19 protein-coding genes are annotated in these 17,614 nt (G+C 66.6%); 6 read left to right on the forward strand and 13 right to left on the reverse strand.

What is annotated here, in order from left to right; all coding sequences use genetic code 11:
- On the reverse strand, window positions 1–282 hold a 282-nt coding region (locus K1Y73_RS10470; protein ID WP_225028244.1), incomplete at its 3' end, for a MarR family winged helix-turn-helix transcriptional regulator.
- Between the two features lie 112 nt (window positions 283–394).
- Between K1Y73_RS10470 and K1Y73_RS10475 the strand changes: the two genes are divergently transcribed.
- Window positions 395–604, forward strand: a complete 210-nt coding sequence (locus K1Y73_RS10475; RefSeq protein WP_225028245.1) for a DUF6324 family protein — start codon at window positions 395–397, stop codon at window positions 602–604.
- 73 nt (window positions 605–677) lie between these two features.
- On the opposite strand, the gene K1Y73_RS10480 is transcribed toward K1Y73_RS10475, so the two are convergent.
- From K1Y73_RS10480 to argE, 12 genes are all read right to left on the reverse strand, one after another.
- Window positions 678–1,133, reverse strand: coding sequence for an MmcB family DNA repair protein (locus tag K1Y73_RS10480; protein ID WP_225028246.1), 456 nt, complete (start codon window positions 1,131–1,133; stop codon window positions 678–680).
- 409 nt (window positions 1,134–1,542) lie between these two features.
- Window positions 1,543–2,409: a DUF481 domain-containing protein gene (locus K1Y73_RS10485; protein ID WP_225028247.1), complete on the reverse strand. Its 867-nt coding sequence runs from the start codon at window positions 2,407–2,409 to the stop codon at window positions 1,543–1,545.
- A 231-nt stretch (window positions 2,410–2,640) separates the two neighbouring features.
- A complete protein-coding gene (locus K1Y73_RS10490; protein ID WP_225028248.1) occupies window positions 2,641–3,522 on the reverse strand; it encodes a LysR family transcriptional regulator in 882 nt (293 codons plus the stop codon).
- A 166-nt stretch (window positions 3,523–3,688) separates the two neighbouring features.
- Window positions 3,689–4,024: a hypothetical protein gene (locus K1Y73_RS10495; protein ID WP_225028249.1), complete on the reverse strand. Its 336-nt coding sequence runs from the start codon at window positions 4,022–4,024 to the stop codon at window positions 3,689–3,691.
- A gap of 90 nt (window positions 4,025–4,114) precedes the next feature.
- Window positions 4,115–4,840 carry a proteasome-type protease gene (locus tag K1Y73_RS10500; RefSeq protein ID WP_225028250.1) on the reverse strand — a complete coding sequence of 242 codons (726 nt, stop codon included), beginning with the start codon at window positions 4,838–4,840 and terminating at the stop codon, window positions 4,115–4,117.
- A 164-nt stretch (window positions 4,841–5,004) separates the two neighbouring features.
- Window positions 5,005–5,493: a TrmO family methyltransferase domain-containing protein gene (locus K1Y73_RS10505; protein WP_225028251.1), complete on the reverse strand. Its 489-nt coding sequence runs from the start codon at window positions 5,491–5,493 to the stop codon at window positions 5,005–5,007.
- A 9-nt stretch (window positions 5,494–5,502) separates the two neighbouring features.
- Window positions 5,503–6,012: a peptide-methionine (S)-S-oxide reductase MsrA gene (gene msrA / locus K1Y73_RS10510; RefSeq protein WP_225028252.1), complete on the reverse strand. Its 510-nt coding sequence runs from the start codon at window positions 6,010–6,012 to the stop codon at window positions 5,503–5,505.
- Window positions 6,009–6,458 (reverse strand): peptide-methionine (R)-S-oxide reductase MsrB, encoded by a 450-nt coding sequence (gene msrB / locus K1Y73_RS10515; RefSeq protein WP_225028253.1) that lies wholly within the window; start codon window positions 6,456–6,458, stop codon window positions 6,009–6,011. Before msrB ends, msrA begins: the two co-directional genes overlap by 4 nt.
- A gap of 100 nt (window positions 6,459–6,558) precedes the next feature.
- On the reverse strand, window positions 6,559–7,725 hold the full coding sequence (locus tag K1Y73_RS10520) for a M20 aminoacylase family protein (protein WP_225028254.1): 1,167 nt from the start codon (window positions 7,723–7,725) through the stop codon (window positions 6,559–6,561).
- A gap of 24 nt (window positions 7,726–7,749) precedes the next feature.
- Window positions 7,750–8,922, reverse strand: a complete 1,173-nt coding sequence (locus K1Y73_RS10525) for a M20 aminoacylase family protein (protein ID WP_225028255.1) — start codon at window positions 8,920–8,922, stop codon at window positions 7,750–7,752.
- 132 nt (window positions 8,923–9,054) lie between these two features.
- The gene (locus K1Y73_RS10530) at window positions 9,055–10,395 is read right to left on the reverse strand and encodes an NAD(P)/FAD-dependent oxidoreductase (protein ID WP_225028256.1); all 1,341 of its coding nucleotides are present in this window, start codon (window positions 10,393–10,395) and stop codon (window positions 9,055–9,057) included.
- A complete protein-coding gene (gene argE, locus K1Y73_RS10535) occupies window positions 10,392–11,552 on the reverse strand; it encodes an acetylornithine deacetylase (protein ID WP_225028257.1) in 1,161 nt (386 codons plus the stop codon). The genes K1Y73_RS10530 and argE overlap by 4 nt, the downstream gene beginning before the upstream one ends.
- A gap of 235 nt (window positions 11,553–11,787) precedes the next feature.
- On the opposite strand from argE, the gene K1Y73_RS10540 reads away from it, so the two are divergent.
- The 5 genes from K1Y73_RS10540 to K1Y73_RS10560 all read left to right on the forward strand — a co-directional run bounded on the left by K1Y73_RS10540 (window position 11,788) and on the right by K1Y73_RS10560 (window position 17,589).
- Window positions 11,788–12,807 carry an ABC transporter ATP-binding protein gene (locus K1Y73_RS10540; RefSeq protein WP_225028258.1) on the forward strand — a complete coding sequence of 340 codons (1,020 nt, stop codon included), beginning with the start codon at window positions 11,788–11,790 and terminating at the stop codon, window positions 12,805–12,807.
- Window positions 12,800–13,879: an ABC transporter ATP-binding protein gene (locus tag K1Y73_RS10545; protein WP_318248234.1), complete on the forward strand. Its 1,080-nt coding sequence runs from the start codon at window positions 12,800–12,802 to the stop codon at window positions 13,877–13,879. The genes K1Y73_RS10540 and K1Y73_RS10545 overlap by 8 nt, the downstream gene beginning before the upstream one ends.
- Window positions 13,876–15,579 carry a peptide ABC transporter substrate-binding protein gene (locus tag K1Y73_RS10550; protein WP_225028259.1) on the forward strand — a complete coding sequence of 568 codons (1,704 nt, stop codon included), beginning with the start codon at window positions 13,876–13,878 and terminating at the stop codon, window positions 15,577–15,579. The genes K1Y73_RS10545 and K1Y73_RS10550 overlap by 4 nt, the downstream gene beginning before the upstream one ends.
- Before the next feature lie 92 nt (window positions 15,580–15,671).
- A complete protein-coding gene (locus tag K1Y73_RS10555) occupies window positions 15,672–16,679 on the forward strand; it encodes an ABC transporter permease (RefSeq protein WP_225028260.1) in 1,008 nt (335 codons plus the stop codon).
- The gene (locus tag K1Y73_RS10560) at window positions 16,672–17,589 is read left to right on the forward strand and encodes an ABC transporter permease (RefSeq protein ID WP_225028261.1); all 918 of its coding nucleotides are present in this window, start codon (window positions 16,672–16,674) and stop codon (window positions 17,587–17,589) included. Before K1Y73_RS10555 ends, K1Y73_RS10560 begins: the two co-directional genes overlap by 8 nt.
- Window positions 17,590–17,614: the final 25 nt, after the last annotated feature.

Genomic DNA, 17,614 nt, shown 5'->3' on the forward strand with positions numbered 1-17,614 from the left:
GGCCGGGGTCAGCGCCAGAAGCCGGGCGCGGCGGTCGGGACCGGGACTGCGCGTCAGCCAGCCGCGGCGGTCGAAGCCTGCCAGTGCGCGCGAAACCTGCGCCTCGTCCAGACCCAGGCTTTGGGCCAGGTCGCGGGCCCGCAGCGGCGGCGCACCGTCCAGGTCATGCAGCAGCCGCACCTCGGTCAGGCCAAGGCCCGAGCCCAGGTAGCTGCGCCCCAGCACGCCGATGCGGCGGGTCCAGAGGCGGTTGAAGGCGCGGATGCGGTCGATCTGGTCCATGACCCAAGGCGAGGCGATTTGCTTGATTCTGTCAAGCAATTCCGGCTTGCGGCCCGGGGGTGTTCGGGGCTAGCGAGAGAGACCGGAGAAGCGCGGCAAGGCGAGGCAGGCGATGGGGATCAACAAGCAAAGCGATATTTCGGCCGATATCCAGATCGGTCCGACCGATCAGGGCATGGTGCGGATCTATATCGAGGCCGAGGGCGGGATCGAGCTGCCGCTGGATTTCGACCCGGACGAGGCGGAAGACATTGCCGAAGAGCTGCGCGCGGCGGCGGAAGCGGCGCGCCAGATGGGCGAAACCCGCGGCAAGCGGCGCTGAGCCGGGGCCTTGGGCTAAATCTGCGGCTGCGGCTGGCGCTTCGTCACGCGCCCGCGCCTGCCTTGGCGGCGGGCTACAGCACCTGTGCCAGCGGATCGCGCAGCGCCATCAGCTGGCGCGCGGTCTGGCGCGCGAAGGCCTGGGTCAGCGCCTTGCGCCTTGCGCCCGCCAGCGGTGTCTCGGGCGCCATGCGCAGGATCTCGGCATCATAGGCATCGGCCAGGATCAGCCCGGTCTCGGGCGGCAGCAGATCGGCCGGGAAATCGGCATCGACCGCCCAGAAGAAGCGGTCGCAATAGTCGAGATAGCCCTGCCATTTGCGGTCGGCCCGGAAATCGGCGCGGCCCGACTTGCATTCCACCACCCATAATTCGCCCTTCGGGCCAAGCGCCATCACATCGACGCGCAGCCCGGTGGCAAGGGTCACTTCGGTGGCGGGCGCAAAGCCCAGCGCGGCCAGGGCGCGACTGACGCCCCGGGCCAGGCGCTGGCCGGGCATGGCGGGAAGAAGATCAAGCGATTGGTCCATGCGCAAAACATGAACCAAGTGTGAACATCTGTCCAGATCCCGGCGGCGGCCGCGGCGCATTTTGCCGGCATCGCCCCGGGCCGGCTGCGATCGGTCCGCGCCGCATCTTCCGGCCGGTCCTTGCAGCCGCCCCTGCCCCGTCCTACATTTGACGGCGGCGGGTGCTGCTCTTCGCGTGTGAGGTCTTTTTTCCAGTGGCCGATAAGCAAGCGAACGGGGGCTGGCTCTGCCCGGATCCTGGTCCGGGTATCTGGCGCCCACCTGAGACCTCTGGCTCTCGGGAAACCATGTCCTCCACGGCCGCTGCGGGCCCGCCACCCAACCCCTCTGCAACGCCCCGATTTTTCGACGAAAAATCGGGGGCGGGTTGCCCCGCCCCCGATCTGGTTCCGGTCGTGTCCCGGCGCGTTTAGAAGCCGAAGACGATCGACACGCCAAGCTTGTTGTCGGTCTTGATCGCCCGGCTGTCATTGTATTCGCTGAGATAGCTGACCCGGGTCGAGATCGTGTCGGTCATCTTGAAGTTCACCCCGAGATCGTTGTTGGCACGCAGCGCCGTGTCCGAATTCAGGATGTCGGTGTCATTGGTCAGGAAGACATTGTCGTTGAACTTGTAGAAGAACCGCGACGAGGCGATGGCGGCCTCTTCCGTGACCGAAGTGTCGTCGCCGAACTCCAGATAGCTGATGCCGATACCGGCCTGGACGCGCCAGGTCATCTCGGGCGTGTTCACCACCCGATAGCCCGGACCGAAGCCCAGGAAGGCATCGCGGCGCACCTTGTCGGACAGCGCGACGCCATCGGCGATGTCATCGGCGGTCAATTCGTCGGCCAGCCCGTCCATCTGCAGCCGGCCCAGAACGAAGCCGTAGAAGTTCTGGTTGAAGTAGTAGTTCGCGTCATAGACCGCGAAGATGTCTTCCTTGGTCGAGCTGCCCTCGGATTCCGAGAAGTCCAGCGCCGCGCCCAGGGTCTGCACGAAGGGGCCCTGCGCATGGCGCAGCCTCAGCCCCAGGCTGAGATCCTGGGATTCGTTGTTGCCGGTCTTGCCCGAATAGCCCAGCGCCGCCGAGCCCGAGAAGCCCTGCCGCCCTTCGGGGCTGCCAAAGCGCGCCGCGTCTTCGGCGCGCGCCATATCATCGGCCACGTCGCGCTCGATGTCGTCGATGCGGTCGTCCAGGGCGTCGATGCCCGTGATGGTTTCCTGCGCCATCGCGGCGCCGCCAATCAGGGCTGCAAGGCTGGATGCCGATGCCAGAAGCATGATGCGATTCATCTGCATGTCCTTTCCGATGTCTGCCGGGCGGCCAACCCGCCGGCGATGCAATAGACCTAACCCCCGGGGCCGGAATCGGAACATTCAGGATGCTTGAGGATGTCGCGAGAAGAACTCGTGTCGCGCGGACTGGATTTCTGTGCCTTTTGCCCCAGTGCCTGGCCGCTTATCAGAAAAATTCATATAAGACAGATGTTTACGGCCAGAACTTCACCCGGCGGGGCCGGCCGGTCAGACCAGATCCATCATCACCGACGTGTCGGCCTCGGCCTGGGCGGCCACCATTTCCAGTGTCATGCGTGCCACATCGGCCAGATCCTTTGGCAGGTCGTCGCGCCAGATCACATGGATCGGATGGGCGAAGGCGGGGGCATCGGGCACCAGATGCAGGGCGCCCGTCTCGACCGTCTGGCGCACATAGCGCGCCGGCAGATAGGCGGCCAGCCCGCGCGAGCCGATATACAGCCCCGCCAGCGCGCCCAGACCCATCGTCACCGGCGGCGCCTTCAGGGCCGGCAGCGCCTCTTCGTGGAAGCGCAGGAAATCGGCGCCCCAATCGGCCAGCACATAGCGGCCCTCAAGATCGGCCACGCTCAGCCCCGGCCGGCCCGAGACCAGGACCAGTTGGTCGTCGATCAGCCGCGTGCAGCTCAGCCCCGGCCGGACCAGCGGCGCATAGGTCAGCACCGCCTGGGCCGCGCCCGACAGGATCATCTGCGCCAGCCCCTCGGCCGTTGCCATCTCGGCGGTCAGATGCAGGCCCGGGCGCGCCTCTTGCAGCGCATCCAGCCAGCGAAAGCCCAGCCGCGGCCAGAGCGAGGCCTGCGCGCCCAGCGCCAGCGTCTCGCCCGCCGTCTCGACCGCGCTGACCCGGCGGCGGGCCTGTTCCCAATTGTTCATGATCGTCAGGGCGAAGCTGCGGAATTCGCGCCCCGCGGGGGTCAGCGTCACGCCTTCCTTCGAGCGCAGGAACAGCGGCCGGCCCAATTGTTCTTCCAGGCGCTGGATGCGCAGCGAGACGGCCGACTGGGTGACGAAAAGCCGCTCGGAGGCGGCGGCAAAAGAGCCATGCGTCGCCACTTCGACAAAGCTGCGGATCAGTTGCAGGTCCATGACATACCCTTTCCCTCGTTCCGGCCCCAGCCCTAGGGCGGGGCGGCGGGAAGGGAAACCCGCCCCGCGCGCCTGTGCCGCCGCGATGGGGGTCTGCCGCGCGGCGGGGCCGCGCCGGGTCACGAAACCGGCGGCTTCGCTACAGACTTTGACGGGAAACGTGAGCCTAGCGGCGGCGCTGGCCCGCCCGCGGCGCGGCAGCCTTGGCCGGAACCGCCACCGGCGCGCGGACCGGCGCGGGCAGGACATGCTGGCGCAGCCCGCCCTTCGGGCCCTCATCCGGTTCGGCCAGCATCATGATGCGCAGCGCGAATTGCACGCCCGAGAACACGATCCCGTTGAAGACGATCAGCATGGCCAGCGCGATATAGCCGCTGGACGACCCAAGGATCAGCCGCCCGACGCCCATCACATCCTGCCAGACCAGCAGCCCGGCAAAGGCGGCGGCCAAGGCAAAGCCGACGGCGATGGACTGGATGTAGAGACGGATCAGCTTGGGCATGGGCGCACCTCCTGTCATCGGGCAAAGCTACGCTTCCGCCGGGCGCAGGAAAAGGGGCTGCGACAGGATATCACGGGGGGCCGGCGGGTTTCAGATCACAATCTGGGTGAAACCGTCGCGCAGCGCCTTTGACCAGGCCTCGGACATGGCGCGGAAGCCCGGATCGCCGGCCTCGATTCGCCGCCGCATCGTGACCTGGCAGGCATCCTTCTCGATCACGCACAGATCCAGCGGCATGCCCACTGACAGATTGGACCGCAGGGTCGAATCCATCGACAGAAGCACCGCCTTCTGCGCGTCGAGAAGCGAGGTCGTGGGCTTGACCACCCGGTCGAGAATGGGCTTGCCGTATTTATGCTCGCCGATCTGCAGGAAGGGCGTGTCCTCGGTGGCTTCGATGAAATTGCCTTCCGGGTAGATCAGGAACAGCCGCATCGCGCCGCCCTTCCTTTGGCCGGCGACGATCATGCTGGCGGTGGCGCCCTGCTGGGCGGCGGCCAGCTTGCCGTCGATCTCGGCCCGCACCGCGGCCAGCCTGTCGCCCACCACCTCGGCCACCTTCAGCATGGTCGGCGCCAGCATGATCGAGGTCTCGCCCGTGGCCTCGGGATCGTCGATCGCCTCGCGCAGCTGCGCGATCGTGGTCTGGCTGACCGACAGGCTGCCCGCGGTCATGATCACGATCACCCGCTCGCCCGGTTCCTCGAAGGTGAACATCTTGCGATAGGTCGAGATATTGTCCAGCCCGGCATTGGTGCGGGTGTCCGACAGGCAGACCATGCCCTCATTCAGCAACAGCCCCACGCAATAGGTCATCGCACCCCGCCCCTGCCCACAGATTTGCCCCCGGTTCCATCCTGAGTAACGGCGGCATCCGGGCTTGAAAAGGCCCCGGGCCGGGAATTCGCCCCCGCAGGGCCACAGGGCTGCGGCAGGGATGCAACAGGGGCAAGGCACAGGGGGGGCCAGCCGGGGCGCCGTCAGGCCGGATCGGGCGGCAGATCGACCGAGGGGAGGAACGGCTTCAGGTCCAGAACCGGCGTGCCGTCGAAGGCGTCGATCGCATCCAGCCCCAGCCGCCCTGCCCCGGCATCGAGCGCAGTGATCCGCACCACCGCCAGCGCCACCGGGTTGGGCCGCGCGGGCGAGCGCAGGGCGAAGACGCCGGTGGGGCCGGGCCTGTGGGCGGGCGCCTGCACGATCAGGTCGCGCCGCGCCGCGCCCGTCCAATACAGAACGATCACCCGGTCGCCCACCGCAAGCCCCTGCAGCCCGGCGCGATAGGCGGGCCGCAGGGTCAGGCTGAAAGCGCCGCCCAGCGCCCGCGCCTCGCGCAGGTTCTTCGGGCAATTGCCGGGCGACCAGGGCGAGGCGATGGTGCCGATGAAGGCCAGCGCGGCATCGGCGCGCTGGCCCGGATCAAAGCCCAGCGCCACCTCGCCGGGCCGGGCCCCTGCTGGATCGGTCATTTAGATCGGTCATTCCGCCGCGGTGGCGCGCTTGGGCAGAACCCAGTTCGGCCGGACGAAATGGCAGGTATAGCCGTTGGGCAGGCGCTGCAGGTAATCCTGATGCTCGGGCTCGGCCTGCCAGAAATCGCCCGCGGGCTTGACCTCGGTCACCACCTTGCCCGGCCAAAGGCCCGAGGCATCGACATCGGCGATCGTGTCCAGCGCGGTGCGGTGCTGGTCTTCCGACAGGTAATAGATGCCCGAGCGATAGCTGAGCCCGCGGTCATTGCCCTGCCGGTTCAGCGTGGTCGGATCGTGGATCTGGAAGAAGAATTCCAGCAGCCGGCGATAGGACAGCACCGCCGGGTCGAACACGATCTCGATCCCCTCGGCATGGGTGCCGTGGTTGCGGTAGGTCGCATGGGCCACATCGCCGCCGGTATAGCCCACGCGGCTGGACAGGACGCCGGGGATCCGCCGGATCAGATCCTGCATGCCCCAGAAACAGCCGCCGGCCAGGATTGCGGTCTCGGTCATTTCACCTCCTCGACCTGGTCCAGCCAGGCGCCATAGCCTTCTTCTTCCATCTTCTCGCGCGGGATGAAGCGCAGCGAGGCCGAGTTGATGCAGTAGCGCAGGCCCCCCCGGTCGCGCGGCCCGTCGGGGAAGACATGGCCGAGATGGCTGTCGCCATGGGTCGAGCGCACTTCGGTGCGGATCATGCCATGGGTGATGTCGCGCAGTTCCACCACATGGGCGGGCTCGATAGGCTTGGTGAACGACGGCCAGCCGCAACCCGATTCGAACTTGTCGGCCGAGGCGAACAGCGGTTCGCCCGAGACGACATCGACATAGATGCCCGGCGCCTTGTTCATGTTGTATTCGCCCGACCAGGGCCGTTCGGTGCCGTTCTGCTGGGTGACGCGGTATTGTTCGGGGCTCAGCCGGGCGATGGCCTCGGCCGTCTTGGCATAAGCGGTCATGGAGGTCTCCTGCATAGGGAACGCGACCGATGTGGGATCGCGAACCCGGTTTGTCCATGTCCCCCCTACGCGGCGCGGGGGGCATTCGTTTCAGCGCGGCTCAGCCGGCGGGCATCCGCGCCTCGGCCATGCCGGCATACCAGCTGGCGCCGAAGGGAATGGCATTGTCGTCGAAATTATAGGCGGGATGGTGGACCATGGCGGTATCGCCATTGCCCAGGAAGATATAGGCGCCGGGGCGTTCGTTCAGCATATAGCTGAAATCCTCGGCCCCCATCAGCGGCGGGGTGTCGGCATTGACCTGACCCGAGACGTCCTGCGCCACCTTGACGGCATAGGCGGTGTTTTCCGGCGCGTTGACGGTGACCGGATAGCCGCGCTGGTAATCGACCACGGCCCTGGCGCCCAAGGCCAGCGCCGTGCCCTGCGCAATCTCATGGATCCGGCGTTCCACCTGATCCTGCACCGCGGCATCCAGCGTGCGCACGGTGCCCTTCAGCACCACGGTCTGCGGGATCACGTTATGCGCCGGGCTGTCGGTCACGACCGAGCAGACCGAGACCACCACCTGTTTCAGCGGGTCGACATTGCGGCTGGCGATGGTCTGCAGGGCCACGATGATATGCGCCGCGACGACGGTTGTGTCGACGCAGTCATGCGGCTTGGCGGCATGGCCGCCCTTGCCGGTCACGGTGATCTCGATCGTGTCGGCCGCCGCCATGATCGAGCCTTCGCGGATCGCGAAATGGCCAACCGGGATGCCGGGCATGTTGTGCATGCCATACACTTCCTGCACGCCCCAGCGGTCCATCAGCCCGTCATCGACCATTTCCTTGCCGCCGCCGCCGCCCTCTTCGGCGGGCTGGAAGATGCAGATCACGGTGCCGTCGAAATTCCGCGTCTCGGCCAGATACTTGGCCGCGCCCAGAAGCATCGAGGTATGGCCGTCATGGCCGCAGGCATGCATGGCACCCCTGGTCTTCGAGGCATAGGGCAGCCCGGTCTGCTCGACGATCGGCAGCGCGTCCATATCGGCGCGCAGCCCGATGACGCGGCCCTTCGTATCGGTTCGGCCCTTGATCACCGCCACAACGCCGGTGCGGCCGATGCCTTCCACCACCTCGTCGCAACCAAAGCCGCGGCACAGATCGGCCACGCGCGCGGCGGTGCGATGCACCTCGAACATCAGTTCGGGGTTTTCGTGGAAATCCCGGCGCCAGGCGGTGATTTCGGGCAGCAGTTCGGCGAAACGGTTCTTGACGGGCATGGCGGTGTCCTCGGGCTTTCGGGCTCAGGCTTTGGGCAGGCGGGTTTCGACCAGGGCGACAAAGTAGCTGCACCCGGCGGGAATGGCCTGATCGTTGAAGTCATAGGCGGGGTTGTGGCATTGGGCGCTGTCGCCATTGCCCAGGAAGATATAGGCGCCAGGCCGGGCTTCCAGCATATACGAGAAATCCTCGGCCGGCATGATCGGCGGGATGTCGCGCTGCACGGCCGCCGCGCCCGCGACGCTTTCGGCGGCCCGAATGGCGTAGCCGGTTTCCTGTACTGCATTGACCGTCACCGGATAGCCGCGCTGATACACGACCTCGGCCGTGGCGCCATAGGCGGCGGCGGTCGCGGTGGCGACGGCCTTGATCCGCTCTTCGGCCAGATCGCGCAGCCGGCCATCCAGCGCGCGGACCGTGCCCTCCATCACCACGCGATGGGCGATCACATTCGAGGCGCGGCTGTCACTTTGGAACGTGCCCACGGTCAAGACCAGCGCCGCCAGCGGATCGGCATTGCGCGCGACGACCGATTGCAGCGCGACCACGGTCGCACAGGCCGCAAGCGTGGTGTCCACCGCCAGATGCGGCTCGGCCGCATGGCCGCCCTTGCCGGTCACGGTGATGCGGAACTCGTCGGCCGAGGCCTGCAGGGCGCCGGGCCGGATCGCGAAATGGCCGACCGGCAGGCCCGGGGCATTGTGCAGCCCATAGACCTCGTCAATCGCGAAGCGGTCCATCAGCCCATCGTCGATCATCGCCTTGGCCCCGGCCCCGCCTTCCTCGGCCGGCTGGAAGATGCAGACGACCGTGCCGTCGAAATTGCGCGTCTCGGCCAGATACTTGGCCGTGCCCAGCAGGATCGAGGTATGGCCGTCATGGCCGCAGGCATGCATCTTGCCCGGCGTCTTCGAAGCATAGGGCAGCCCGGTCGTCTCTTCGATCGGCAGCGCGTCCATATCGGCGCGCAGGCCCAGCGTGCGACCCGACCCCGTGCTGCGCCCGCGGATCACCGCGACCAGCCCGCTGCCGCCGATGCCTTCGACCACCTCGTCGCAGCCGAAGCTGCGGCACAGATCCGCCACCCGGGCCGAGGTGCGCGGCAGATCATACATCAGCTCGGGATATTCATGGAAATCGCGGCGCCAGGCGGCGATTTCCGGCAGAAGCTCGGCGAAACGGTTCTTGACGGGCACGGGCGACACTCCTTTGCGGCGATGGTGGACCCAGGATGCGGCTGGGGCAAGGGGGGCGATTTCTTCGAAGAAATCGCGGCGGAGCCTTTGAAGGCTCCGGGCCGGAGTTTTTGAAAACTCCGGCGCGCGGCGTCAAAGGCTGGGGCCCGGCGCGATCTTGGTGCCATCGGAAAAGCGCGACAGGCGGAAGCGCGACAGATCGTGGCCCGGGTCTTCGCCCGCAACCAGGCTGGCCACGACCCGGCCCATGCCGGGGCCGATGCCGAAGCCATGGCCGCTCATCCCCGTGGCGATGGTCAGGCCGGGGATCGGCGCATGGTCCACCACCGGCACCACATCGGGCATGGTGTCGATCATGCCGGCCCAGGCGGTGCGCAGGGGCGGCAGGCCGATGCCGGGAAAGGCCTTGGCGAAGCTGTGCTGCACCCGGCCCAGCGTGGCGCGGTTCGGCGCGGGGTTCAGGATGCGCAGGCGTTCGAAGGGCGAGACCTGATCGGCCGCCCAGCGCCGGGGCGTCAGCCAGGCATCGGGATACTGCGCGGGGGCTGCCGGGCGGAAATGCGTGGAGCGAAAATCCTTTTTCAGCACAGGCAGATAGACGCCGAAGCTGGCAAAGGCATCGCGGCCGATGAAGAAATCATGCTCGGCCCCCGGCGCCAGCGTATAGCCGCCATCCGCCCGGCGCCGCAGCGCGAAATCATCATCGCAAGCTGCGCCGTCAAAGACCTGCGGCAGGGGCCCGGTCTCGGCCACGCTGGCCAGAACCGCCAGCTGCGGGATCTTCACGCCATGCGCGCCAAGGAACAGCCGCGACCAGGCGCCGGCCGCCACCACCACCCGCTCGGCCGCGATCCGGCCCTGTTCGGTGACGACACCGGCAATCTTTCCGCCAGCAAGATCAAGCGCCCGCACCGCGCATTGCTCGACCACCACGACCCCGCGCCGGGCGGCGGCGGCGGCCAGCATCGGCACCGCCACCCAGGGCTCGGCCTTGGCATCCGAGGCGGTCCAGATCGCGCCCTTCCACGGCGCGGCGGCGCCCTGGACCATCGACAGCGCCTCGGCCGCGGTCAGCATCCGCGTATCAAGCGCATTGTCGCGGGCATGCGGCAGCCAGGCCTCGAACCCGGCCATCTCGGCCTCGGTCTTGGCCAGATACATCACCCCGGTCTGGCGGAAGCCCAGGCCCTCGCCCAGCTCTTGCGCCAGGGATTTCCAGATCCGCAGCGCCTCGACCATGATCGGCAATTCGCCGGCATCGCGGCCCTGCTGGCGCACCCAGCCCCAGTTGCGGCTGGATTGCTCGCCCGCGACCCGGCCCTTTTCGCACAGAACGACGCGCAGGCCCTTTTCGGCCAGGAACCAGGCGGTCATCACGCCGACCACCCCCGCCCCGATCACCACCACATCGGCCTGGGCCGGCACGGGGCCGGGAAAGCGGATCGGCGTGCCGTCATGGATCGGGAAGCTCATCCCAGCTGCTCCACCAGTTTCTTCATCAGATCATGGCCGGCCTGGAACTGCGCCAGCGACAGGAATTCGTCGGGCTGATGCGCCTGGGCAATGTCGCCCGGGCCGCAGACCACCGCGGAATAGCCCGCCTCCTGGAACTGGCCCGCCTCGGTGCCATAGCTGACCACGCCCGCGGCATTCTGTCCGGTCAACTGGCGCAGCAGCGCCTCGGCCGGGCCGTCGGCTTCGGGCGTCAGGGCCGGCACGCCGAAGAAGCGCTGCAGATGCACCCCCGCCTCGGGCCGGCGCGCCTTGAGCGCCGCGTCAAGGCGGGCGGACTCGGCCTCGAACGCGGCCGCCAGCGCCTCAAGATCGTCATCCGGCACCACCCGCATCTCGACGGCAAAGCGGCAATCGGCGGCGGTGATGTTATGGGCGGTGCCGCCTTCGATCATGCCCACATGCAGCGTGGTGAAGGGCGGATCGAAGCGCGCGCCCAGCGCGCCGCGCGGCGCGGCCTGGATCTCGGCGTTGCGATCGTTGATCCACTGGATCAGACGCGCGCCTTCCATGATCGCCGACACGCCCTGCGGCAGAAGCGAGCTGTGGACCTCATAGCCCTTCACATGGACATGGAAGCCCGCGCCGCCCTTGTGGCCGGTGATCAGCTGCATGCGGCTGGGTTCGCCCACGATCACCGCCGTGCCTTTCGGCACCACGCCCTGCATGGCGTCGATCAGGGGCGGCGCGCCCAGGCAGCCGATTTCCTCGTCATAGGACAGCGCGATCTGCAGGGGCCGCGCGATGCCCGCGTGATGCGCCCGCACCAGGGCCCAAAGCGCCAGCGCGTCGAACCCCTTCATGTCGCAGCAGCCGCGGCCGTAAAGCCGCCCGTCGCGTTCGGTCACCGTCCAGGGATCCGAACTCCAGGTCTGGCCGTCGACCGGCACCACATCGGTATGGCCCGACAGCACCACCGCGCCCTCGACCCAAGGGCCGACATGGGCGAAAAGCCCCGCCTTGGTCCGGTCTTCGTTCCAATGCCGATGGCTTTCGATGCCATGGCCCGCCAGATAGGCTTCGACCCAGTCGATCAGATCAAGATTCGGGCTGCGGCTGACTGTCGGAAAGCTGACCAGCCGGTCGAGAATCTGCCGTGGCGTCAATTCATCCATCATCGAACCCCCAGATGTTGTGGAAAGCCTTCACCCTGCCCCCACTGCTGTCAAGACCTGGCAGATTGTTAGGTCAATGCGACATTCTGCCGACTGTTTCGGCTGGATTTGACCGATACAAACGGGATTGATCGGCGGTGAAAAATCGGGAACAGTCGTCAAACGCGGCAGGACCGGGGACAAACCCCGGCCTGAAAACCGAATAAAAACAATAAGAAAACGTCACGGGGAGAAGTTCATGCCCGATGGGGCGCAGCCAGTCCTTGATGTCAGGGGCCTGAAGACGGTTTTTCGCACCCGTTCGGGCGAAGTCCATGCCGTGAACGATGTCAGCTTCTCGCTGCAGCGGGGCGAGGTGCTGGGTGTCGTGGGCGAAAGCGGCTCGGGCAAGTCGGTGACGATGATGTCGCTGCTGCGGCTGCTGCCGATGCCGCCGGCGATGATCCGCGGCGGTGAGGCGCTGCTGAACGGGCGCGACATGCTGAAGGCCGGGCCGAAGGAATTGCGCGCCATCCGCGGCGGCAAGGTGGGCTTCGTGTTCCAGGACCCGATGACCAGCCTGAACCCGGTCTTCACCGTGGGCATGCAGATCATGGAGCCCCTGCGCAAGCATCTGGGGCTGAGCCATGACAAGGCGGCGGCGCGGGCGGTGGAATTGCTGGACCTGGTGGGCATTCCCGATGCGCGGCGCCGGCTGGGCGACTATCCGCATCAGTTCTCGGGCGGGATGCGGCAGCGGGTGATGATCGCCATCGCGCTGGCCTGCGACCCCGATGTGCTGATCGCCGATGAACCCACCACGGCGCTGGATGTGACGATCCAGGCGCAGATTCTGGAACTGATGAAGGATCTGCGCCAGAAGCTGGGCATGGCCATCGTCTGGATCACCCATGATCTGGGCGTGATCGCCGGCATCGCCGACCGGGTGATGGTGATGTATGGCGGCCAGGTGGTGGAAGAGGCGCCGGTGCGCGACTTGTTCGCCCGGCCCCAGCACCCCTATACGCGGGCGCTGTTGCAGACCATCCCCAAGATCTCGGGCCCGCGCGAGGCGCGGCTGAAGGTGATCGAGGGCCAGCCGCCGATCCTGAACGCCCCGCCCTCGGCCTGCCCGTTCCGGGCGCGCTGCGAATACCGCTTCGACCGCTGCGATGCCGAAAACCCGGCGCTGCGCCCGGTGGGCGCGGGCCATGCCGTCGCCTGCCACTGGCAGGCCCCTGCCGCCCCGCTGGCCGCGGCCGAGGTGTCCCATGCGTGACCTGACCGCCGATGCCCCCCAGCCGCTGGTCCGGGTCGAGGGGCTGAAGATGTATTTCCCGATCCGCACCGGGCTGTTGCGCCAGCATACCGGCGATGTGAAGGCGGTGGACGATGTGTCCTTCACCATTCCCGCGGGCGAGACGCTGGGGCTGGTCGGCGAATCCGGCTGCGGCAAGTCGACCGTGGGCCGGGCGATCCTGCGGCTGTACGAACCCACCGCCGGCCGCGTGGAAATCGAGGGCGAGGATGTGCTGGCCCTGCCGCCCAACCGGCTGCGCAAGAAGCGTCCGACCATGCAGATGGTGTTCCAGGACCCGCAGGCCAGCCTGAACCCGCGCATGACCGTCGCCTCGATCATCGCCGAGCCGCTGGAGGAACATACCGACTGGCCGCGGGCGCGGAAGACCGAGCGGGTCTATGAGCTGCTGGATGCGGTCGGGCTGAACCGCCGCTTCGCCAACCGCTATCCGCATGAATTCTCGGGCGGGCAGCGCCAGCGCATCGGCATTGCCCGGGCCCTGGCCTTGAACCCGAAATTCATCGTCTGCGACGAGCCGATCGCGGCGCTGGATGTCAGTATCCAGGCGCAGGTGGTCAACCTGCTGGAAGACCTGCAGGAAAAGCTGGGCCTGACCTATCTGTTCATCAGCCACGACCTGTCGATGGTGCGCCATCTGGCGACGCGGGTTGCGGTCATGTATCTGGGACGGATCGCCGAATTGTCCAATTCGGCCGCGCTTTATGCCAATCCCCTGCATCCCTATACCCAGGCGCTCTTGTCGGCGGTGAACGAACCCGACCCCGAGCTGGCCGCGCGGCGCAACCGCATCATCCTGACGGGCGATGTGCCCTCGCCCGCCAATCCGCCCGCCGGCTGCACCTTCTGCACCCGCTGCCCCAAGGTCTTCGACCGCTGCCGCATCGAGCGGCCGGACCTGGTCGAGGTCGAGCCGGGCCGGCAGGTCGCCTGCCATCTTTACACAGAAAAGACCAATCAGGCCGGATCAACCGGCGGCTTCGGGGCCCTGTCCCACAGACAACAGACCAACCAACAAGGAGTTTCGCGATGAAGATGAGAACCGCTCTTCTGGGCGCGGTTGCCTTTGCCGGTTTCGGCACGGCGGCGCTGGCCGAGCGTGGCGCCGACGGGCATGTCAATGTGCTGTACTGGCAGGCGCCCTCGATCCTGAACCCCTATCTGTCTTCGGGCACGAAGGATGTGGAAACCGCCTCGCTGGTGCTGGAAGGCCTGGCCGGCTTCAACGAGAAGGGCGAGGTGATCCCGCGCCTGGTGGTCGACATTCCGACGGTGGAAAATGGCGGCCTGACCGAAGACCTGATGCAGATCACCTGGAAGCTGAAGCCGGGCCTTCTGTGGTCGGACGGCACGCCGGTGACCTCGGCCGATGCGAAATTCACCTATGAATATTGCACCCATCCCGAGGGCGGCTGCGCCCAGGCCGCGCGCTATGAAGGCATCGCCGCGATCGAGACGCCGGATGCCGAAACCATCGTGATCAAATACACCGCGCCGAAGCCCAACCCCTATACGGCCTTCGTCGGCGCGACCTCGCCCCTGCTGCAGGCGGCGCAATTCGCCAATTGCCTGGGCGCTGCGGCCTCGACCTGCACCGACCAGAACTTCATGCCGATCGGCACCGGGCCCTTCATCGTCAAGGACTTCAAGGTCAATGACACGGTCGAGCTGGAAGCCAATCCGAACTATCGCGATCCGGCCAAGCCCGCCTTCGCCACGATGACGGTCAAGGGCGGCGGCGACGCACAGGCCGCGGCGCGGGCGGTTCTGGAAACCGGCGAATTCGACTATGCCTGGAACACCCAGATCAACCCGGAAATGCAGACCCAGATGGCGGCCGGCGGCAAGGGCGTGCTGCTGAACGGCTTCGGCACGCTGGTCGAGCGGATCGAGATGAACATGACCGATCCCTCACCCAGCCTGGCTGAAGGCGAGCGGTCGACCACCAAGCATCCGCACCCGGTCCTGTCGGATATCCGCGTGCGCAAGGCGCTGTCGATGGCGATCGACCGTCAGGCCCTGGTCGATATCGGCTATGGCCAGGCCGGCCGCGCCACCTGCAACCTGGTGCCCGCGCCCGAGATGTTCGCCTCCGACAACACCGAATGCATCGCGCAGGACATGGAAGGCGCCAAGGCGCTGCTGGAAGAGGCCGGCTGGACCGACAGCAACGGCGACGGCATCCGCGACAAGGACGGCGTGAAGCTGGCGCTGCTGTACCAGACCTCGACCAACCCGGTCCGTCAGGACTTCCAGGCGGTGATCAAGTCGTGGTGGAACGAGCTGGGCGTGGAAGTCGAGCTGAAGAACGTCGATTCCAGCGTGTTCTTCGGCGGCGATGCCGGCAGCCCCGACACGTTCCAGAAGTTCTATGCCGATGTCGAAATGTACGCCAACAACTTCGACGGCACCGATCCCGAGCCCTATCTGGCGCAATATCTGTGCGACAAGATCCCGGGCCCGGAAAATCAGTGGCAGGGCGAGAACATCAACCGCTTCTGCGACCCGGCCTATGATGCGATGGTCGAAGAGCTGTCGAAGACCGCCGACATGGCGAAGCGGTCCGAGATCGCCAAGAAGCTGAACGAGATGCTGACCAAGGACAGCTATGTCGTGGTGCCGCTGGTGGACCGCGGCCGTCTGTCGGCGGCCTCGAACACGCTGGGCGGGGTGATCCTGAACACCTGGGACACCGAACTGTGGAACGCCTCGGACTGGTTCCGCATCAAGTGACCTGACGCTTCGGGCGCGCGCCGGACCACGGGCCCGGCGCGCGCCCCCTTCCCCGCTTTTTCTTCAAGACTGCTGACCCGAGGCGCCCGCCCATGCTCACCTACACGCTGAGACGGCTTTTGCTGGCCATCCCGACGCTGCTGCTGATCAGCCTGGTGATCTTCCTGGTCGTCGATCTGGCGCCCGGCTCGCCCATGTCCGAGATCCCGCTGACCGTGCCGCCCGAAGTGCAGGCCAAGATCCGCGCCGCCCTTGGGCTGGATGCGCCCTTCTATGTCCGCTACCTGCTGTGGATGAAGCAGTTCTTCTGGACCGAACCGCTTTACGGCATCGACAATCTGTTCGGCACCCAGCTGGCGGGCGATGCGCCGCGGCTGCTGTCCTATTCCTCGCGCGCGCCGGTGTTCCGCATCATTGGCGAAAGGCTGCCGCAGACGCTGACCGTGATCGGATCGGCCTATCTGCTGGCCATCGTGATCGCCCTGCCGATCGGCATCTATTCGGCCTATCGGCAATACAGCTGGTTCGACCAGATCGGCACCTTCATCTCGATGATCGGCTTTTCGGTGCCGACCTTCTTCACCGGCCTGGTGATGATCCTGATCTTCACCGTCTACCTGGGCTGGTTCCCTTCGATCTTCAACACCTCGCTGCGGGTCACCGACTGGGCGACCTTCAAGCAGATGCTGCACCAGATGACGCTGCCGGTCGTCGTGCTGGCGCTGTACAACGCAGCCGAGGTCAGCCGCTATACCCGGTCCTCGATGCTGGAGAACCTGAGCCAGGATTACGTGCGCACCGCGCGCGCCAAGGGCATGGGCGAAGGCACGGTGGTCTTGAAACATGTGCTGCGCAATTCGCTGATCCCGGTCGTCACCATCATCGCGCTGGGCGCGCCCACGATCTTCGGCGGCGCCATCGTCACCGAGCAGGTGTTCAAGATCAACGGCATCGGCGCCGCGCTGATCAGCGCCATCCATGTCAACGACCTGCCGGTGGTGCAGACCATCGCCTTCCTCACCGCCATTCTGATCGTCCTGTTCAACCTGATCGCCGACATCCTGTACGGCGTGCTGGACCCGAGAATCCGTTATGACTGATGCCACCGTGATCGAGGCCCCCCGCAGCCTGTGGCTGGATGTCTGGGCGCAGTTCCGCGCCCATCGCGGCGCGATGGTCGGGCTGTTCGTGCTGATCTTCCTGCTGCTCTTCGTGCTGGTGGGCCCGCTGTTCTGGACCAAGGAGCCGATCTTGGTGAATTCGAACACCGCCCAGATGTTCAAAAGCCGCAATCTGGGCGCCTCGCTGACCAATCCGCTGGGCACCGACCAGGTCGGGCGCGACATCATGGCCCGGCTGATGCTGGGGGGCAAAGTGTCGCTGGCCGTGGGCTTCGTGGCGATGGGGGTGGCGATCGGCGTGGGCACGCTGATCGGGGTGCTGGCGGGCTATTTCCGCGCGCTGGACAATGCGCTGATGCGGCTGACCGACATGTTCCTGTCGCTGCCGCTGCTGCCTTTGCTTCTGGTGCTGGTCTATCTGTATGGCGGCGTGATGCGGGCCGAGTTCGGACCCAATCTGGGCACGTTCTTCATCATCGTGGCCGGCATCGGCCTGACCAGCTGGATGCATGTGGCGCGGATCGTGCGCGGTCAGGTGCTGGCGGTGAAAGAGCGCGAATTCGTGCTGGCCGCGCGCTCGATCGGCACGCCGTCGCGGCGGATCATCACCCGCCACATCCTGCCGAATGTGCTGTCGCCGGTGATGGTGGCCGCGACGCTGGGCATCGCCAATGCGATCATCACCGAAAGCGTGCTGTCCTTTCTGGGCCAGGGCTTCCAGCCCGATTTCCCGACCTGGGGCTCGATGCTGAACTATGCCTATAACAACCAGAGCTATCCGGTGCAGATGATCTGGCCGGGGCTGGCGATCTCGCTGACGGTGCTGTCGGTCAACTATATCGGCGACGGCCTGCGCGACGCGCTGGACCCGCGGATCCGCGGCCGCTAGGGCGCGCCCGATCCTTCGGCGAAGG

Origin of the sequence: Xinfangfangia pollutisoli, from assembly GCF_020179405.1 — a bacterium.
GTDB lineage: Bacteria > Pseudomonadota > Alphaproteobacteria > Rhodobacterales > Rhodobacteraceae > Pseudogemmobacter > Pseudogemmobacter pollutisoli.

Bases quoted from the DNA above. Each gene is read 5' to 3' on its own strand.
- K1Y73_RS10540 (WP_225028258.1), top strand. From the start codon at position 11,788: ATGCCCGATGGGGCGCAGCCAGTCCTTGATGTCAGGGGCCTGAAGACG.
- K1Y73_RS10505 (WP_225028251.1), bottom strand. From the start codon at position 5,493: ATGACCGATCCAGCAGGGGCCCGGCCCGGCGAGGTGGCGCTGGGCTTT.
- K1Y73_RS10495 (WP_225028249.1), bottom strand. From the start codon at position 4,024: ATGCCCAAGCTGATCCGTCTCTACATCCAGTCCATCGCCGTCGGCTTT.
- K1Y73_RS10475 (WP_225028245.1), top strand. From the start codon at position 395: ATGGGGATCAACAAGCAAAGCGATATTTCGGCCGATATCCAGATCGGT.
- K1Y73_RS10555 (WP_225028260.1), top strand. From the start codon at position 15,672: ATGCTCACCTACACGCTGAGACGGCTTTTGCTGGCCATCCCGACGCTG.
- K1Y73_RS10485 (WP_225028247.1), bottom strand. From the start codon at position 2,409: ATGAATCGCATCATGCTTCTGGCATCGGCATCCAGCCTTGCAGCCCTG.
- K1Y73_RS10560 (WP_225028261.1), top strand. From the start codon at position 16,672: ATGACTGATGCCACCGTGATCGAGGCCCCCCGCAGCCTGTGGCTGGAT.
- K1Y73_RS10530 (WP_225028256.1), bottom strand. From the start codon at position 10,395: ATGAGCTTCCCGATCCATGACGGCACGCCGATCCGCTTTCCCGGCCCC.
- msrA (WP_225028252.1), bottom strand. From the start codon at position 6,012: ATGACCGAGACCGCAATCCTGGCCGGCGGCTGTTTCTGGGGCATGCAG.
- K1Y73_RS10550 (WP_225028259.1), top strand. From the start codon at position 13,876: ATGAAGATGAGAACCGCTCTTCTGGGCGCGGTTGCCTTTGCCGGTTTC.
- msrB (WP_225028253.1), bottom strand. From the start codon at position 6,458: ATGACCGCTTATGCCAAGACGGCCGAGGCCATCGCCCGGCTGAGCCCC.
- K1Y73_RS10480 (WP_225028246.1), bottom strand. From the start codon at position 1,133: ATGGACCAATCGCTTGATCTTCTTCCCGCCATGCCCGGCCAGCGCCTG.
- K1Y73_RS10520 (WP_225028254.1), bottom strand. From the start codon at position 7,725: ATGCCCGTCAAGAACCGTTTCGCCGAACTGCTGCCCGAAATCACCGCC.
- K1Y73_RS10490 (WP_225028248.1), bottom strand. From the start codon at position 3,522: ATGGACCTGCAACTGATCCGCAGCTTTGTCGAAGTGGCGACGCATGGC.
- K1Y73_RS10500 (WP_225028250.1), bottom strand. From the start codon at position 4,840: ATGACCTATTGCGTGGGGCTGTTGCTGAATGAGGGCATGGTCTGCCTG.
- K1Y73_RS10545 (WP_318248234.1), top strand. From the start codon at position 12,800: ATGCGTGACCTGACCGCCGATGCCCCCCAGCCGCTGGTCCGGGTCGAG.
- argE (WP_225028257.1), bottom strand. From the start codon at position 11,552: ATGATGGATGAATTGACGCCACGGCAGATTCTCGACCGGCTGGTCAGC.